The 17,036-nt window shown below is 45.0% G+C and carries 17 protein-coding genes; 4 read left to right on the top strand and 13 right to left on the bottom strand.

Annotated elements, in window-relative coordinates:
- Positions 1 to 96 precede the first annotated feature (96 nt).
- Complete coding sequence (locus EWM62_RS09315; RefSeq protein WP_129876379.1) at positions 97 to 2,277, top strand: TonB-dependent receptor family protein; 2,181 nt, start codon at positions 97 to 99, stop codon at positions 2,275 to 2,277.
- 128 nt (positions 2,278 to 2,405) lie between these two features.
- On the opposite strand, the gene EWM62_RS09310 is transcribed toward EWM62_RS09315, so the two are convergent.
- From EWM62_RS09310 to EWM62_RS09300, 3 genes are all read right to left on the bottom strand, one after another.
- Positions 2,406 to 2,771, bottom strand: coding sequence for a response regulator transcription factor (locus EWM62_RS09310; RefSeq protein ID WP_129876378.1), 366 nt, complete (start codon positions 2,769 to 2,771; stop codon positions 2,406 to 2,408).
- Between the two features lie 82 nt (positions 2,772 to 2,853).
- Entirely contained in the window at positions 2,854 to 3,144 is a 291-nt protein-coding gene (locus tag EWM62_RS09305; protein ID WP_129876377.1) for a putative quinol monooxygenase, read from the bottom strand.
- 171 nt (positions 3,145 to 3,315) lie between these two features.
- Positions 3,316 to 3,897 (bottom strand): thymidine kinase, encoded by a 582-nt coding sequence (locus EWM62_RS09300; protein WP_129876376.1) that lies wholly within the window; start codon positions 3,895 to 3,897, stop codon positions 3,316 to 3,318.
- Positions 3,898 to 3,974: 77 nt separating this feature from the next.
- Here EWM62_RS09300 and EWM62_RS09295 point away from each other — a divergent pair, with 77 nt between their 5' ends.
- Positions 3,975 to 5,039, top strand: a complete 1,065-nt coding sequence (locus EWM62_RS09295; protein ID WP_129876375.1) for a hypothetical protein — start codon at positions 3,975 to 3,977, stop codon at positions 5,037 to 5,039.
- Here EWM62_RS09295 and rodA read toward each other — a convergent pair.
- The 6 genes from rodA to purH form a co-directional block, all read right to left on the bottom strand.
- Entirely contained in the window at positions 5,030 to 6,301 is a 1,272-nt protein-coding gene (gene rodA / locus EWM62_RS09290; protein WP_129876374.1) for a rod shape-determining protein RodA, read from the bottom strand. The two genes, EWM62_RS09295 and rodA, sit on opposite strands and share 10 nt — an antisense overlap.
- A complete protein-coding gene (gene mrdA / locus EWM62_RS09285; protein WP_129876373.1) occupies positions 6,294 to 8,306 on the bottom strand; it encodes a penicillin-binding protein 2 in 2,013 nt (670 codons plus the stop codon). The genes rodA and mrdA overlap by 8 nt, the downstream gene beginning before the upstream one ends.
- Positions 8,307 to 8,825, bottom strand: coding sequence for a rod shape-determining protein MreD (gene mreD / locus EWM62_RS09280; RefSeq protein WP_129876372.1), 519 nt, complete (start codon positions 8,823 to 8,825; stop codon positions 8,307 to 8,309). It abuts the gene before it with no gap.
- Complete coding sequence (gene mreC / locus EWM62_RS09275; RefSeq protein ID WP_129876371.1) at positions 8,818 to 9,651, bottom strand: rod shape-determining protein MreC; 834 nt, start codon at positions 9,649 to 9,651, stop codon at positions 8,818 to 8,820. Before mreC ends, mreD begins: the two co-directional genes overlap by 8 nt.
- A gap of 85 nt (positions 9,652 to 9,736) precedes the next feature.
- A complete protein-coding gene (locus EWM62_RS09270) occupies positions 9,737 to 10,759 on the bottom strand; it encodes a rod shape-determining protein (RefSeq protein ID WP_067054626.1) in 1,023 nt (340 codons plus the stop codon).
- Positions 10,760 to 10,974: 215 nt separating this feature from the next.
- Positions 10,975 to 12,501 carry a bifunctional phosphoribosylaminoimidazolecarboxamide formyltransferase/IMP cyclohydrolase gene (gene purH, locus EWM62_RS09265; RefSeq protein ID WP_129876370.1) on the bottom strand — a complete coding sequence of 509 codons (1,527 nt, stop codon included), beginning with the start codon at positions 12,499 to 12,501 and terminating at the stop codon, positions 10,975 to 10,977.
- A 172-nt stretch (positions 12,502 to 12,673) separates the two neighbouring features.
- On the opposite strand from purH, the gene EWM62_RS09260 reads away from it, so the two are divergent.
- On the top strand, positions 12,674 to 13,204 hold the full coding sequence (locus EWM62_RS09260; protein WP_129876369.1) for an STM3941 family protein: 531 nt from the start codon (positions 12,674 to 12,676) through the stop codon (positions 13,202 to 13,204).
- 3 nt (positions 13,205 to 13,207) lie between these two features.
- Here the strand turns inward: EWM62_RS09260 and purN are convergent, their stop codons facing one another.
- A complete protein-coding gene (gene purN / locus EWM62_RS09255; protein ID WP_129876368.1) occupies positions 13,208 to 13,786 on the bottom strand; it encodes a phosphoribosylglycinamide formyltransferase in 579 nt (192 codons plus the stop codon).
- Positions 13,787 to 13,830: 44 nt separating this feature from the next.
- Complete coding sequence (locus tag EWM62_RS09250) at positions 13,831 to 14,331, bottom strand: DUF5004 domain-containing protein (RefSeq protein WP_129876367.1); 501 nt, start codon at positions 14,329 to 14,331, stop codon at positions 13,831 to 13,833.
- Between the two features lie 130 nt (positions 14,332 to 14,461).
- On the opposite strand from EWM62_RS09250, the gene yiaK reads away from it, so the two are divergent.
- Entirely contained in the window at positions 14,462 to 15,448 is a 987-nt protein-coding gene (yiaK, locus tag EWM62_RS09245) for a 3-dehydro-L-gulonate 2-dehydrogenase (protein WP_129876366.1), read from the top strand.
- Positions 15,449 to 15,938: 490 nt separating this feature from the next.
- Here yiaK and EWM62_RS19785 read toward each other — a convergent pair whose 3' ends face one another.
- On the bottom strand, positions 15,939 to 16,289 hold the full coding sequence (locus EWM62_RS19785; RefSeq protein ID WP_129876365.1) for an HNH endonuclease signature motif containing protein: 351 nt from the start codon (positions 16,287 to 16,289) through the stop codon (positions 15,939 to 15,941).
- Between the two features lie 8 nt (positions 16,290 to 16,297).
- Entirely contained in the window at positions 16,298 to 17,020 is a 723-nt protein-coding gene (locus EWM62_RS09235; protein WP_238989315.1) for an RluA family pseudouridine synthase, read from the bottom strand.
- Between the last annotated feature and the right edge of the window lie 16 nt (positions 17,021 to 17,036).

The raw sequence follows: 17,036 nt of genomic DNA, 5'->3' as shown, positions 1-17,036 counted from the left end.
TTAGCATTCCATTAAAAACAAGCAGGGCAAACTGTGCCTTGTGGGCAATGTTATTTTATTAACAATTCAATTTTCAGCGAACTCTAAAAAACTATAATGAAATATTTATACAAAGCGTTGCTGCTTACAGCTTTAACAGCAGCCGTTTATAATACACAAGCGCAAACCACCACAAAAGATACCCTTAAGCTTGATAGCGTAATTATCAAAGAATCGCGCAGCAAAAATTTACCGGATGTATCGGGCCAGTATATTTTCTCGGGCAAAAAAACCAATGTTATTTATGCCGACCCCGGCAAGGCAAACCTGGCAGGTAACAATGCCCGTACCTTATTTTCGCAAGTGCCGGGTATTAACGTTTGGGAAATGGATGGTGCCGGCCTGCAGCTTAATATTGGCACACGCGGTACCGATATGCACCGCTCTATTGAAACCAACGTTAGGCAGAATGGCTATAACACCAATTCGGATGTTGTGGGCTACCCCGAAAATCACTACAACATGCCGTTCCAGGCCATTGGCGAGGTGCAATATGTGCGCGGCTCATCGTCCCTGCAGTTTGGCAGCCAATTTGGCGGCATGGTGAATTTTAAGATCAAACAACCGGATACTACCAAAATCTTCGGTTTTGAAAGTGAGCAAACCGTTGGCAGCAAGCGTTTCTTTAATTCGTACAACGCCATTGGCGGCAAAGTAGGTAAGGTAAGCTATTATGCTTATTTTGATGCCCGTAGCGGCGATGGCTGGCGACCGGACGCGGCGTTTAACTACCACGCTTACTACGCCAACATCAAATACCAGTTTAATACAAAAGGCAGCCTGTCGTTTCAGTTCTCGCGGTCTGATTATGTGCAGCAAATCGCGGGTGGTTTAACCGATGCTATGTACAATGCAACCAGCAGGCAATCAACCCGTTTCCGTAACTTCTTTAAACCGGCTATCAACATCCCCGCGCTGATATTCAATTATAATTTCAGCAAAAACACCCGGTTAGAGGTTACGTCGCATGTGCTTTTTGGCGAGCGTAGCAGTGTGCAATACATCGCTGCATCAAACGTAAGGGATACGGTAAACAAAACGCTTAACACTTACAACCCGCGCCAGGTTGACCGCGACCATTACAAAAGCTTTACCACCGAGGCCCGTTTATTAACCAATTATAACATAGGGAGTGTAAGCAGCACGCTTACTACAGGTTTAAGGTATGCCAATGGTTCAACCCATCGCCAGCAAAAAGGAGTAGGTACAACCGCAAGCGACTTTGATTTGAGCCTGGTGAAAGATTACGGCATCGACCTTGACCTTAATGCCATTAACTACGCGGTGTTTGCCGAAAACATTTTCCGCCTCACCAGCAAGTTTTCGTTTACGCCGGGTGTGCGTTACGAGGGCATTAAAACAACTATAGATGGTGTGGTGAACAACCGCAACACCCCGGTAAATTATAAAAGAGACCGTAGCTTTCCGTTATTTGGAGCCGGCTTGCAATACCAGTTGAGCAGCACTTCGCAGCTTTACGGTAACTTCTCGCAGGCATACCGCCCCTATATTTACGCGGCCGTTACCCCTGCCGATCAGTTAACACTTGTTGACCCTAACATGAAAGACAGTAAAGGTTACAATGCCGACCTGGGTTACCGTGGTAAATTGGGCTCGGCTTTTACGTTTGATGTGAATGGCTTTTTTGTGCATTACGGCAACCGTGCCGGTACTTTAACTGTACAGGATGCCGGTGGTGCAAACCATTTGTATTTAACCACTGTTGGCGATGCGGAGGCCAAGGGTATCGAGGCATATACCGAATTATCGCTGATCCGTGGTTTCAACCCGCAATCGGGAAGCGACCTGCGCTTGTTTAACACCCTTGCTTACACTTGCGGCAGGTACACCAGTGGCAGCATTAATAATGCAGGTGTAAACACAAGCCTTGTGGGCCATAAAATTGAAGGCACACCCGATTGGACAAACCGTACCGGCCTTACTTATTTAACCGGCCGCGTTACCTCTACGGTATTATTCAGCTACGTAAGTAAACAGTTTAGCGATGCCAATAACACCGCGTTTAACCCAACCGGGGCAACAGGCATAGTACCGGCTTACAAACTGGTAGACCTTGCTTTTAACTACAGCTTCCTGAAAAATTACCACGTTAATTTCAACATCAACAACCTAACCGATCAGAAATACTTTACCCGCCGTATTAACATGTACCCCGGTCCGGGCATTTTGCCAGGCGATGGTATATCGTTCAATGTGGGCTTAGGGGTGAAGTTATAAGACAAGTTGTAGCCCCCAGCCCCCGTTAGCTAACGGGGGAACAGAATTTATAATAACAAAGCCCAACTCCGTAAAGAATTGGGCTTTGTTAATGTTTAAGCTTTTCAAAAGCTCCCCCTTCAGAGGCGCTATATGTGTTTCTTGATGATCGCGTTCAATTCATCCAGATCAAACGGCTTTTTTAGGTATCCGTCTGATAATCCGGCTGCGGCTATTTCAGCTATATTGCTTACTGCCGATACAATGATTACCGGTATATGGCTTGTTTTAGGGTCTGATTTGAGATCATAGCTTAGCTGTTGGCCGTTGGCATCACTCTTCCATTCGGTGAGCCAGTTATCCAACAATATCAGGTCGGGATTGTGGTGGTCGATAAATTTTAAGATCCTCGAATTTTCTGATGATATCACTTCATAACCTTCACTTTCCAGGGCAAAAGTTACCGTGTCCCTAATATCCTTATCATCCTCGATAACTAAAATTTTCTTAGCCATAATATATACCGGTATTCTAATCTCTTTCGTCTGATATAATAACAACCAACCTTAAATATTGTTTATGCGCCAATAGGGCAGTTTATACCAACCGGGTTAATATTTTAACATCGGCCGGTGTTTCCAGCAAGGCTGGGGAAATATGTACAAAATATTTATAATGCGCGGCTTCCATATGCCTGCTCAGGGCATCTTCATCAGCCCATTCTTCTTCAATTACATAACGGGTTGGCTCATCTTTGTATTGATACAATTCATAAGCTATGCAGCCTTCCTCCTTTAGGGATGCCTCAACCAGTTTCTTTAGTTCCGAATCAAACGCGGCCTCTGCATCCTTTTTGCAATGGATGCAGGCCAGTAAGCTAATGCTCATGGTATCTGTTTTTATAGCTAACCCTAAAAGGCAGGCTATTGTTTAAATGATGTTTGTAATAATATTTATACAGGCCGCATTTGCGCAATGCCTGCGAGGTTTGGTGTTTACTACGGTCTAAAAAAATGAATGCGGCATATGAGGAATAAGTTTAGCCGCCAAACTGCTTACTTAAATTGCCCCATCCAAATTAAAGCAATTACGGCAGCGGGCTTCGTAGCTTTCCTTTTCGCCTAAAAGTATCTGGCTTTCGTTAGGCACCAAACGGTACGAGTACATGGCCTGCTGTCCGCATTTTACACATACGGCATGCAGTTTGGTAACAGAGTCGGCCATGGCCATTACCTGGGGCATAGCGCCAAACGGGCGGCCCTTAAAATCCATATCCAAACCGGCCACAATTACGCGTACACCGCTATCGGCAAGGGTTTGGCAAACTTGTGGTAATTCGTCATCAAAAAACTGGGCCTCGTCGATCCCCACCACCTGGATATGGCTTGCCAGAGGCAAAATTTCGGCAGCTTTACAAACTGCTTTTGAAGGGATAGAATTAAGATTGTGCGATACCAGGGCGCTTTTATCGTAGCGGGTATCGGCTACCGGGCTAAAAATTTCCACATTCACTTTTGCTATGCGGGCGCGGTTAACCCGCCTTATCAATTCTTCGGTTTTGCCCGAAAACATTGACCCACAGACCACTTCAATACTCCCGCCTATCTCGCCCCGCCTTTTAAAAATCTCCTCGTTGTACAATCTCTCAAATCTTTTGTGAGGGGCTAATATCAGAATTTTATGCTATTTTTGGTTAGCAATTTCCTAACATTAAAGCCATGAAGCAGCAGGAAGTATTTAGAAAGACCGGCGCCATAATAAAAGAACTTAACGAGCAATATGAGTACCTGCAAAGTACTGCAGATAACCTTAACGACCTTGAACTTGAGCTGTTTGTTGCCAACACCCACTTTTTAAAAGACCATGCCGAAATATTAAGAAAGCTTAACCTTCAAAAGGTGCAGTTGCAGCATACGTTGCCCCCGCATATTGAAGAAAAACAACCCGAGTTTAAGAAAGAGCAGCCCGAGCCAAAAAAACAGGTTGTTGAAGAAATAAAGAAACCGGCTAACAACGAGCCAAAATATTTTGAGCCACTTGTACAACAGGTAAAACCGGCTGCAGAACGCACGCCGTTTAAAATAACCCCCGCGCAAGCCGAACCTATTAAAATAGATATTACCCCGGTTGAAGATGATAAGCCTGCACCGCAGATAGACCTGCACACCGGGACCGATGCAGACAGCTATTCGTTTGAGCGCGAGGAACCCGAAACCATACGGCACGAACTGGTTATAGATGAGGCGGAGGACTGGGAAGAAGAGGAAGAGGTAACACCTGTTATACCCGAAAAAAAAGCTGAAAAAAACCAGCAGGTAACTATGGAGGGTATTTTAGATGGGGAAATCATTAACGCCGACGATGAAACCGAGGAGCCGAACATAGTACCCACTAACCCTGAACCGGTTATTGATAATACCCCAAAAATTAAGGCAGAGGAACCTGCCCCAACACCGGCTAAAGAAACCAAGCCGCTATCTTTTAACGAGCGGATGTCGGCACAACTAAAGGGAAACCAGGGCACGGGTACCGAACCTGCTGAGGCAGCGATAAAAGACATTAAATCGGCTATTAGCCTGAATGATAAATTGCTTTTTGTGAAAGACCTGTTTAACGGTTACAGCCTGGCTTACAGCGAAGCTATTGAAATAGTAAACCGGTTCACCAGCTTTGAAGAAGCCGACCGTTTCCTGAAGACCAATTACGTTACCAAAAATAACTGGGAGGGCAAAAAAGCCACTTCGGATAAATTTTATGCTTTGCTGAAACGCCGTTACGCGTAGTTCATACCCATCCGGTTCGAGTCGAGCTTAAGCAGGATAAACAACAGTACTGTAAAGCTCCATAACGACGAACCCCCATAACTGATAAATGGCAGCGGGATACCTATTACCGGCATGTAACCTATGGCCATAGCGATGTTGATAACAACATGGCAAAAAATGATGGATGCCACCCCATAACCATATATGCGCGAGAATGGCGCACGCTGTCGCTCGGCTATCATTACTATCCGCAGTAACAAAAACAGGTATAAGCCCATTACCACAACCGAACCTGCAAACCCCCACTCCTCGCCTACGGTACAAAATATAAAATCGGTGCTTTGCTCGGGTACAAAGGAGTATTTGGTTTGTGTGCCTTGCAGGTAGCCTTTACCCCATACACGGCCCGAGCCAATGGCAATTTTTGATTGATTTTGATTGTAGCCAACACCCCGCAGATCTTTAGTAAGGCCAAGCACCTCATCGATGCGTACGCGCTGGTGTGGTTTCAAGCCATGAAAATATAGCGGTTTTACACAAAAAACAAAGCCAATAGCCAATACCAGCCCGATGATAAGGCCGGTAACAAATTTGCGGTTCTTTCCAAAAAGAAATAGCAGCAACGCCGCCAGTGCAACCAATACTATAATAATGTACCACACATTAACCAGCAGGGCCGATACAAACAGGGTAGCCAGCAGGCCAATAACGATAAGGAAATAAACGGATAAGCCCTCGCGGTACAATACCAGTATGAGCGAACAAAACACAAGGGTAGACCCATCATCCGGCTGAAGCTTTATCAACATCATGGGCAGCAAAATAATACCGCCGGCTATCAGGAATGATTTTGGATCGGTAACCTTTACATTAGTAGCGCTAAGGTACCGCGCCAGCAAAAGGCAGGTTGCAAATTTGGCAAACTCCGATGGCTGCAGCCTGAACCCCCCACCCATATCTATCCAGGCCTGGTTACCCCCAACATTGTGCCCGGCAACCAGCACTACTACAAGCAACAGCACCGTTACCACGTAAAAGGCAGGCGCTAAGGCCGACAGGAAGCGGCTCTCGAGCAGAAGGATGACCGTACCAATCACCAGGGCCGAAATAATGAAGATGAACTGCTTACCATACTGGGTATCAAAATCTAACATACTGCGATGATCTTCATCATACACTGCCGCGTGAATATTAAACCAGCCGATAACGCACAGCGCCAGGTAAATAAGTACCGTTACCCAATCCACATTAAAAAAGAAACTACGCTGTTGGTTATTCATCGTCCGTTTGTTTTGGCAGCATAGCTGTTAATTGCCCATCTACTTTTTTAGCAGGTTTATTTTTGGCCGATATTAATTTCGACTTTTTTATGGAATCGGCTTTTACTTTTTTAAGCGAATCGGCAGTTGCTTTTTTCAGGCTGTCCGCTTTTAGCTTCGCTTTATCGGCAGGTTTTACAATTACATCGGGCAGCAAATTCTTTTCTATGTAATACTCGGGATAAATACCCGACGGGCGTTTAGATATACTGCCCCGTAAGTATTGTTCTACAATAAAGCTGGCTATAGGCGCCGCCCAGGTACCGCCATCGCCCGAGTTTTCTACCACTACGGCAATAGCAATCTTAGGGTTATCGCGCGGGGCATATGCCACAAATAACGAATGGTTTTTACCATGCGGATTTTGTGCCGTACCTGTTTTGCCACACATTACAATGCCCGGTATTTTCGATCCTACGGCCGTACCGTGGTCTACCACGTTTTGCATACCATCTATAACGGGCTCAAAATATTGTGGGTTGATACCTACATAGTTTTTAAGTGTATATTCTTTTTTAATAACGGCTTTATCCCCAATGGCTTTTATAAGGTGTGGTTTATAATAAAACCCATGGTTGGCAATGGTAGCCTCGATATTGGCCAGTTGCAGTGGCGTGGCCTCCAGTTCGCCCTGCCCAATAGCCAGCGACAGGATGGTTTTTGAACGCCAACCGCCCTTTTGATAGTACCTGTCGTAAAAACCTGATGTTGGTACGTTACCCCTCGATTCGCTTGGGATATCTACATCAAGCTTTACCCCAAAGCCAAACTTGTTTACATTATTACGCCACGAGTCGAAAGAACTTTCGGTGTTTTTAGCACCATGCGCGTTCATTAATTTTTCGAACACCATGGCAAAGTACCCGTTGCACGATTCGGCAATGGCGCTGCTAAGGTTAACCAGCCCGTGTACGTGGGTACATTTTGGTTTACCGTTATTTGCCAGGTAGCGCCCCGGGCATAAGTAAGTGGTTTGCGGCGTTATAATGCCTTCCTGCAATGCAATCAGCGCGCTCAGAGGTTTAAATGACGACCCCGGTGGATACTTAGCCTGTATAGGCCTTGTAAAAAATGGCTTGTATGGGTCCTTATATAATTTGGCGGCATTATTACCGCGTTCGCGGCCTACCAGTAAATTAGGGTCGTAGGTTGGGCTGCTTACAAAGCAAAGTATCTCGCCGCTTGATGGTTCAATGGCAACAATACTGCCCACCTTATTTTGCATCAGTGTTTCGCCAAGCCGCTGGATGCGCATATCAAGTGACGATACCAGCCGTTCGCCGGCAACAGCGGCTGTATCGTAAGCGCCGTTGGCGTAGCTTCCTTTAGCTACGTTGTGCGAATCGTATAGCAAATTCTGAACGCCGCGCTGGCCCCGCAGTATGGTTTCGTACGATTTTTCGACACCGGTGATGCCTACATAATCACCCGGGCTATAATATCCGTTCGACCTTTTAATAATGGCATCTGTAGCCTCGCCAATATAACCAAGAAATTGTGCCGCTGCCGAATCCGGATAGATCCGAACTGACCTGCGTTGGGGATAAAAACCCGGAAACTCGGATAGCCGCTCCTGAAAGGAAGCATACGCTTGTAAGGATAATTGCTTTTCAAATACAGATGCAAGCCGGGGCGAATAAACTTTTGCTTTTGCAAAGCGCTTATCAAACCCCTCTTTATCTATACCCAATAACTTACAAAATTCAACCGTATCAAAAGGTTTTACCTGTTTTGGTATAACCATTATATCGTATATGGGCTCGTTTTGTACCATTATTTTACCGGTACGGTCAAGGATAGGGCCACGGGCCGGGTACTGCATAATACGGCGCATCACATTATTTTGCGCGTATAAAAAGTAGCGGTCATCAACCACCTGTATGTAAAACAGCCGGGCAAGCAATACCAATATAAGGGTTATAAATATCCCTGCTATAACGTATCTCCGCTCAAAAAAACTATTCATTTATTTACGCTCTTTCTTTCTGAAAAACAATAAGCCCGAAACCAGCATCAAAAATACTGTAAATATTGAACTCGATAAGAACCGGCTTAGTGTGTAAGTGATCTCAGATAGCCTGAAAACTTCCAGGTTGAATAGGAAGAAATGATGGAAAAGCGTGAGAACAAGTGCATAAGTAAAAAACCACCTGAAACCCATTATGCTTAGCGTAGGCTCGGGCTCGTTATCAAAGCCATCCTTTTGTACCGTTATGCTGATAAAGAATATCCGTACAAAGGCAAGCAATGTACAAGCCGCGGCGTGCAGGCCGGGAGTATCGTAAAAAGCATCAATGGTTAATCCTAAAATAAAGGCCAGCACAAAAAGCACCAGGTTTGGCGTCTCGAACGGCAGCAGCAGTATAAACAGGATATACAGGTAGGGCACCGATAAATTATACAGCGAAATATTTTTGAGTAAAAATACCTGCAGTAAAACCAGCATCACAAAGCGCACCAGGTTTATTAATATTATCCTACTCATCTTTTTTCTCCTGGGCCTCCAGTCCCGCCTGCTCTTGTGCAAACTTGTTAATTACCACGTACACGTATTCCAGCTTGCTAAAGTCGGTTGCAAGGGCCACTTCCATATTCAGGAAAAAGCCGCCGCTTTTGGTTGTTAGCCTGGTTACTTTGCCTAAAGGTATCCCCGCCGGGAAAAGCGACAGATCTGACGTTACCACCAGTTCGCCAATTTTGGGCTGCGCGTTGTTTGATACGTCAACCAGCAACCCTTTCCGTGGGTCCAGATCATCGCCCCACTCTACATAACCTATCTCCCTGTTGGCTGCCAGCATGGCGCTAAAGCGCGATTCCTTGTGCAGCAGGGATTGTATGATAGATAAATGCTCGCCTACAAATATCACTTTGCCAACAACACCCAAACTGGATATTACCCCCATCCCTTTTGCAATACCATCGCGGCTGCCACGGCTAATGGTTAAATAGTTGTTACGTTTATTGATGGAGTTGTTGATAACCTGCGCCTCGATATATTCGTATTGCTGCTTGTAAATGGTGTCGTTAACCGTTTTACGGGCAACAGTATCAGCATATTTCGACGCACGCAACTGGTTACGCAGTTCGGCGTTTTCTTTGGCCAGTTTATCGTTTACATCTTTTAAAGACAGGTAGCCCTTTAACTCATCGGCTTTGGCATATAAATTACCGGTAACCTGGTTAGTACTGTTAATAAAAGATGCCTTTTGAAAAGAGTTGTATTTGATATAGATAAGCAGTGATACTATCTCAAAAATAAGAAACAGGAAGAATGCGTTGTACTTGGTGATAAATATCAGGAGGTTACGCATCGGAGAATTACGATTTTAGATGTACGATTTACGATTTATGAATTTACACAATCGTAAATCTAAAATCGTAAACCGTATATCGAAATTACTGCATTAAAAACTTAAAGTTACCTATATTTTTTAGGGCTGTACCGGTACCGCGTACTACGGCGCGAAGTGGGTCTTCGGCAACGTGCACGGGTAGTTTGGTTTTTGCAGCTACCCGTTTATCAAGTCCGCGCAGTAATGCGCCACCGCCTGTAAGGTAAATACCGGTCTGGTAAATATCTGCAGAAAGCTCGGGCGGGGTAATCTCCAAAGCCTTTAATATCGCTTCCTCAATTTTCGAGATCGATTTATCAAGACAATGCGCTATCTCGGTATACGATACGGTGATCTGTTTTGGAACGCCGGTCATCAGGTCGCGACCCTGTACCGCAAAATCTGCAGGTGGTTCACTAAGCTCCGGCAATGCCGCGCCTACTTCAATTTTTATTTTTTCGGCAGTACGGTCACCGATCATGATGTTATGCTGGCGACGGATGTACTGTACGATATCAGAGTCGAAGTTATCTCCCGCAACGCGGATAGACTGGTCACAAACGATACCCGATAAAGCGATAACCGCTATCTCGGTAGTACCACCACCAATATCGATGATCATGTTACCCATAGGCTCCTCTACGTCGATACCGATACCCACGGCAGCAGCCATTGGTTCGTAGATCAGGTAAACTTCTTTAGCACCTGCAATTTCGGCGCTATCGCGTACCGCGCGTTTCTCTACTTCGGTAATACCCGATGGGATACAGATAACCATACGCAATGATGGAAAAAACCATCCTTTGCCTTGATTGATCATTTTGATCATACCGCGTATCATCAGCTCGGCAGCGTTAAAGTCGGCAATTACACCATCTTTAAGCGGGCGAACGGTACGGATGTTATCGTGGGTTTTGCCCTCCATTTGCATGGCCTGGCGGCCAATGGCAATTACTTTGTTTGTTGTACGGTCAAAAGCCACGATGGATGGCTCATCAACAACAACTTTATCATTATGTATGATCAGGGTATTGGCAGTACCCAGGTCAATTGCTATCTCTTGTGTAAAAAAATTAAATAAACCCATGTGGCGGTATTTCTAATTATGCTGAAATGTAATATTTAAGACTGTTTTTGCGCCAAATAACACGGGCGCGGTATGCGTGTAAATTAGTAATTAATAACTCTAATTTTTTAAAATTCGTATTTGTTGTTAGAGATTAGTTGGTCATAAAAGCAATAACACCTTTACTACAAACTGACTGGCACTAATCTTTAATTAACTGATCTCCAATCTCTAAATTAATGTTTAAAATGGCGAACCCCTGTAGTAACCATGGCAATGCCTTTTTGGTTACACATGTTAATGGAGTCCTGGTCTTTTATAGAACCGCCCGGCTGTAAAACAGCAGCAATACCTGCATCGGCAGCTATCTCCACACAATCCGGGAAGGGGAAGAAAGCATCAGATGCCATAACAGCGCCTTTAAGGTCAAACCCAAAACTTTCGGCTTTAATGATAGCCTGTTTCAGAGAATCTACCCTTGAAGTTTGGCCAACTCCGCTTGCCATTAACTGATTGTCTTTAGCAAATACGATGGTGTTTGATTTGGTATGCTTAACAACTTTGTTGGCAAAGTGCAGGTCGCGCAGTTCGTGCTCGGTAGCCTTTTTATCGGTAACTGAATTCATTTGCGCCGGGCCTTCAACAACAAGGTCTTTATCCTGCTCGATAACACCGTTGAGTAAAGTTTTAAACTGCTTAAGCGGCAGCTCAACCGGCTGGCGAACCAGTACAATGCGGTTCTTTTTGGCTGATAATATTTGCACGGCCTCGTCTGTAAATGCCGGGGCAATTAATACCTCGTAAAATATCTTGTCAATTTCTGTCGCGGTAGCGGCATCAATTTCATCGTTTGCGATGATAACACCACCAAAAGCCGAAACCGGGTCGCAGGCTAAAGCATCTATCCAGGCTTGCTTAATGTGCTGGCGCGATGCGATACCGCAAGCGTTGGTATGTTTTAATATGGCGATTGTAGGCTCGGTAAATTCATCTATCAAAGCAACGGCAGCATCAACATCAACCAGGTTGTTGTATGATAGCTCTTTACCATTCAGTTTGTTGAACATGGCATCAAGGTTCCCGTAGAAAATGCCTTTTTGATGCGGGTTTTCGCCATAACGTAAAACCTGGCTGGTTTGGATGCTTTGTTTAAAAACAGGCATCGGGTGGTTACGGTCAAAATACTGGAAAATATGGGTATCGTAGTTTGATGAGATGTTAAACGCTTTTTGGGCGAAACGGCGGCGCTGGTCTATAGTGGTTGCACCTTCCTGTGTTTTCAGGATCTCTTCAAGCTCGTTGTAATCGTTTTTAGAGGCCAGGATAACCACGTCCTTAAAGTTTTTGGCTGCTGCGCGGATAAGCGAGATACCGCCAATGTCTATCTTCTCGATGATATCTTCCTGCCCGGCACCCGAGTTTACTGTTTCCTCGAAGGGGTACAGGTCAACAATTACCAGGTCGATTTCGGGGATCTCGTACTGTGCCAGCTGCTGTTCATCGCTGTCGAAACTTCGGCGGGCCAAAATACCCCCAAACACCTTCGGGTGCAGGGTTTTTACCCGCCCACCCAAAATAGATGGGTACGAGGTAAGGTCCTCAACAGCAATAACATCAACACCAAGGTCGCGTATAAAAGTTTCGGTACCACCGGTAGAATATATTTTCACACCAAGGCGGTTCAACTCATGAATTATAGGCTCAAGGTTGTCTTTGTAATAAACAGAAATCAGGGCGTTTTTTATTTGTACAGAGTCACTCATTACGACAGGAAATTTTGAGCCGCAAAGGTAAGGAATTTAGTTAATTAGTGGTTAGTTAATTAGCGATTAGTTGAAGAGATTAATGCATTATTTTCAACACGTTTAAGATGCCCGTAATAATTGCAAAACAAATCTTTTATCCTGGTGCTTTATCAGTAAATTCACAAGCAAAATGCAACCTACTAATCCGCTTGATGTTACTGAAATCCCGCTAAGCAAAACCAAGATGACCTTAGCCCTTGCAGGCTCGGCACTGTTTGTGGCCGCCGGGGTTTGGTTTGTAAGCAATCCCTACCAGTTTCATCGTAACCATATTTTAATTATGGCGATAGGCATTGCGGCCATTGTAGTTTTTGGAGTGGTGGCGCTATACATTGTAAATAAATTATTTGACACCCAAGCCGGATTTGTTATTGATAACGATGGTTTTACCGATAACTCAAGCATGTTGTCAGTTGGTTTTGTACCCTGGGAAGATGTTTTAGGATTAAACGTAGTGGATGTTAACCGCCAAAAAATTATTGTGGTGGTGGTGAACGATGCCGACGGATACATCAGGCGGCAGCCAAATGCCCTGAGCAGGCGAATAGCATCATTAAATAACAGGATGTACGGCTCACCGGTTGCGGTGTCGGCAAATTCGCTCAGAATAAGTTTTGATGAATTGTATAAACTTATACAAGAGAAAAGGCCAAATCTGTAACTTTTACGACCTCATCTTTTTTAACAAATTCTCAATCACCTTAGGGAAGTGCTGGTGCTCCAGTTGCTGGCCTTTAAATTTTACCATCTCCAGGTTGTCGCCGGGTTCTATCTTAAAGCGTGATTGGTGGATCACCTCGCCTTCGTCAAACTGGGTGTTTACGAAGTGTATGGTAATGCCCGATTCTTCTTCGCCGGCTGCAAGCACAGCTTTGTGTACGTTATCGCCATACATACCCTTGCCGCCAAATTTTGGAAGCAGCGCAGGATGCAGGTTAATGATCTTATTGGGGAACGCGTTCAGCAAGCTTGGCGGCACCAGCCATAAAAAGCCGGCAAGCACAATAATATCTACCTGCAGATTTTTAAGCAGGCTTATCACATCGTCGGTATCATAAAACTCGTGGCGTGTAAATATGTGCGACGGGATCTCGAAGTTATCGGCACGCTGCAAAACGTAGGCCTGCGGGTTGTTGGTTAGTATCAATACAACTTCGGCATCGGCGTTGCGCTTAAAATGCTCCATTATCTTTTGGGCGTTTGATCCCGATCCGGAAGCAAAAATGGCAATTCTCTTTTTCAAAACGGCTGGTAGATTTTATTACGCAAAATATAAAATTTTATCAACTATTTGGTAACTACAGGCTTAATCCTTGTAAATCCATAACGCCTGATGGTTCTGTTATCGGTAGCAGTATAATATGTTTGAAGATCGCCTGTTTCCAAAACCATCGAAAACTCGCCTAAATTTGCTATACGGGAATTGATAAATGGCTGTTTAGTGTGCGCTGATGTGATCTCGGGATAAGTAATATCGGCAAACAAAAACAGTTTATTGTCCGAGAGCGACCAGGTTCCATTCACCGTAGCTGGGGCGCAGTCAAAATTTGTATAGCTGCAAGTTTTGTCGTCATTAAAAACAAATATTTGTGCCGAATCGCACTCCAGTGTATCAACCGATTGCTGAGAGTCGCCCAGGTATTTATACTCCATCACAGTGCCTAATTGCCATTTACCATAAGTAAGCAAACCGGCTATACTGCTTTGCTTTTCCTTTTTACAGGAATTGGCAAAAAAACTTATAACAAGCAACCCGGCCAGTAAAAAATATAGGTTTCTCTTCTTCATTTAAGTTGCAAAGATAGTTTAGTTAAGCGATTTCAAAAGCTGCATTATTATAACTATTTATCTATCTAAATATTTCGGGGCTTTATAATTATAGTTCATAAAGCGCTGCCAAAGAATTTATATTTGCCTTATGCGGATACCTTATCAACAACTTAAAGCCGAATTTAAACGGGCGCTTATCAGCCACGATATTGATGATACCATTGCCGATGCCTGCGCAACGGTTTTTGCCGATAACAGCCGCGACGGCGTACACAGCCATGGCCTTAACCGTTTCCCGGTGTTTATCGAGTATATAAAGGAGAACCTGGTATTGCCCGATGCTATACCAACGTTGGTTAATGCTTTTGGGGCGATTGAGCAATGGGACGGCAACCTTGCCCCCGGTATGCTGAACGCTAAGTTTTGCATAGATAGGGCGATTGATTTAGCGAAAGATAACGGCATAGGCTGCGTTGCAATTAAAAACACCAACCACTGGATGCGCGGCGGCACGTACGGACTGCAAGCTGCCGAATCGGGATATATCGGCATCTGTTTTACCAATACCATTGCCAACCTGCCCCCCTGGGGTGGCACCGAACCGCGCCTGGGCAACAACCCGCTTATTATAGCTGTACCCCGGCAGGGTGGGCATGTGGTGCTGGATATGGCTATGTCGCAATACTCTTTTGGTAAGCTTTGGCAGTACCAGGCACAAGGTAAACCCCTGCCTGTGCCCGGCGGGTACAATAACGAGGGCAATTTAAGCACCGATGCGGCAACTATAATGGAAAGCAAAAGGGCATTGCCCATAGGCTTCTGGAAAGGATCGGGGTTATCTTTAGTGTTGGATCTGCTTGCTACCATATTAAGCGGCGGCGACTCTACCCCGGTGATAACCCAATCGGGCAGAAAGGAAACCGGGGTATCGCAGGTATTTATTGCTATAAAAACAGATGTCGAAAAAAATGCTTCGCTTATAAACGAGATACTGGTCTACACCAAAAGCAGTGCTGCCGAAGGCGATAATGAGATACTTTTCCCCGGCGAAAACATGCTGCGCGTACGTGAACAAAGCTTAAAAGAAGGGGTTTGGGTTGATGAGGAGGTGTGGGAAAAAGTGAGGGGGTTGTAGGATCCCAAGCGTCGTTACGAGCGGAGCGTGAGAATCTTTTTAGAATTTTTTCTATTTATGTCATTCGAGCGAGCGTAGCGACGAGAAATCTTGTTAGACAAGACAAGTCTGCGATTGGTTCACCGTTAGTTACGGCAGTAAGTTAAGGCTAAGCCTGTGGATGTTCATTTTCTTTGCCTTAGCCGCAAAGAAAACGAACCAAAAGAAAAGGCCAAGTCAAAGCGATGCTTCCGCCCGCCCTGCCAGTTCTTAACGCTTTCTCCCGCATGCGCGAGTTCGAAAGCTAAACCGACAGTCCCGCCATACTCCCGGCCCGCCCGCTTTGACGTTTAGGCCCCGCGCTCGTTAGAAAAGGCATTCTGGAAATTCTTTAATTCTGAAAATTCCGGTTCAGATAAATGCGTTAGGGTTAGCAGCGTATACCGGCCTTGTGGCTAATGCCTCGCGCAGTATGAGCGGATAGCCCGGGCCGCAGGTAACGCCCACATTATCATCTTTTTCCAAAATTACATCGATAACACAACGGTTGAATATTATCAATACTATCAGAGCCGCCTTTATTTAGGGGAACAATATGATCCTTTGTCCAGACATACTTGTATCTCTTGTCAGCTCGCGGCTCAATTAACGACCATTTCCTGTTACAACCTGGACAGGATTCAAATTTATCCAATTTATTAAGCCACTGTTTGTTAGAATGCTTCCCTAACGCCTCAATTTTTCTTTGGTTGTACGTGGCAGCCCTTTCTTGCCGACAACTCTTGCAATATTTATAGACTTTAAATGAAGATGAAGACCTCCAAGTACTCCAATTATCGTTACCACATTTGTTACAAATCATCAGCACATCTACTGTATTAACCCCTCAAACTTTTCCCAGAAACCATCTTTTGGTAATGGCGCTACAATTAATATAGGTTCATTTTTTACGGGGTGGATAAATTGCAGGCGGCGGGCATGCAAGCATATGCTTTTGCGCAGGCTGCCGCGGGGGTAACCATATTTATTGTCGCCAACTATGGGGCAGCCCAGGGTAGATAGCTGCACGCGGATCTGATGCGGGCGGCCGGTTATCGGGTCTACCTCTATCACATAGTAGCCATCCCGTTCGCCAACCAATTTATAATTCAGTTCGCTGCGCTGGCTGCCGGTAACTTCTTTGTCGTGAGCTTTGGTAACGTTCTTTTGCGGGTTTTTGATAAGGTAATGTACCAAGTTACCGGCTTCGGGCTGCGGGCGCTTTCGTACAATGGCATAATAGGTTTTATGCATTTCGCGCGCCTTAAACATTTTGTTGATGCGCTCTAATGCCTTGCTTGTTTTGGCAAAAAGGATAACCCCGCTCACCGGCCGGTCCAGCCGGTGTACCACGCCCAAAAAAGCGCCGTTTGGCTTGTTATATTTTTGGGCGATGTAGCGCTTCACCTTATCATCCAGCGACTCGTCGCCGGTATCATCCACCTGCACAATATCGCCCGCGCGCTTGTTTACCGCTATCAGGTGGTTATCCTCATACAGTATATCAGCATCGGTAATATCTTTACTTATATAATTAAATTCCGGTCGCGCCACGTTTTGATATTAGATT

It is taken from the genome of Mucilaginibacter terrigena, from assembly GCF_004168255.1.
GTDB classification, from domain to species: Bacteria; Bacteroidota; Bacteroidia; order Sphingobacteriales; family Sphingobacteriaceae; genus Mucilaginibacter; species Mucilaginibacter terrigena.
This window is presented reverse-complemented; position numbering and strand designations above follow the sequence as displayed.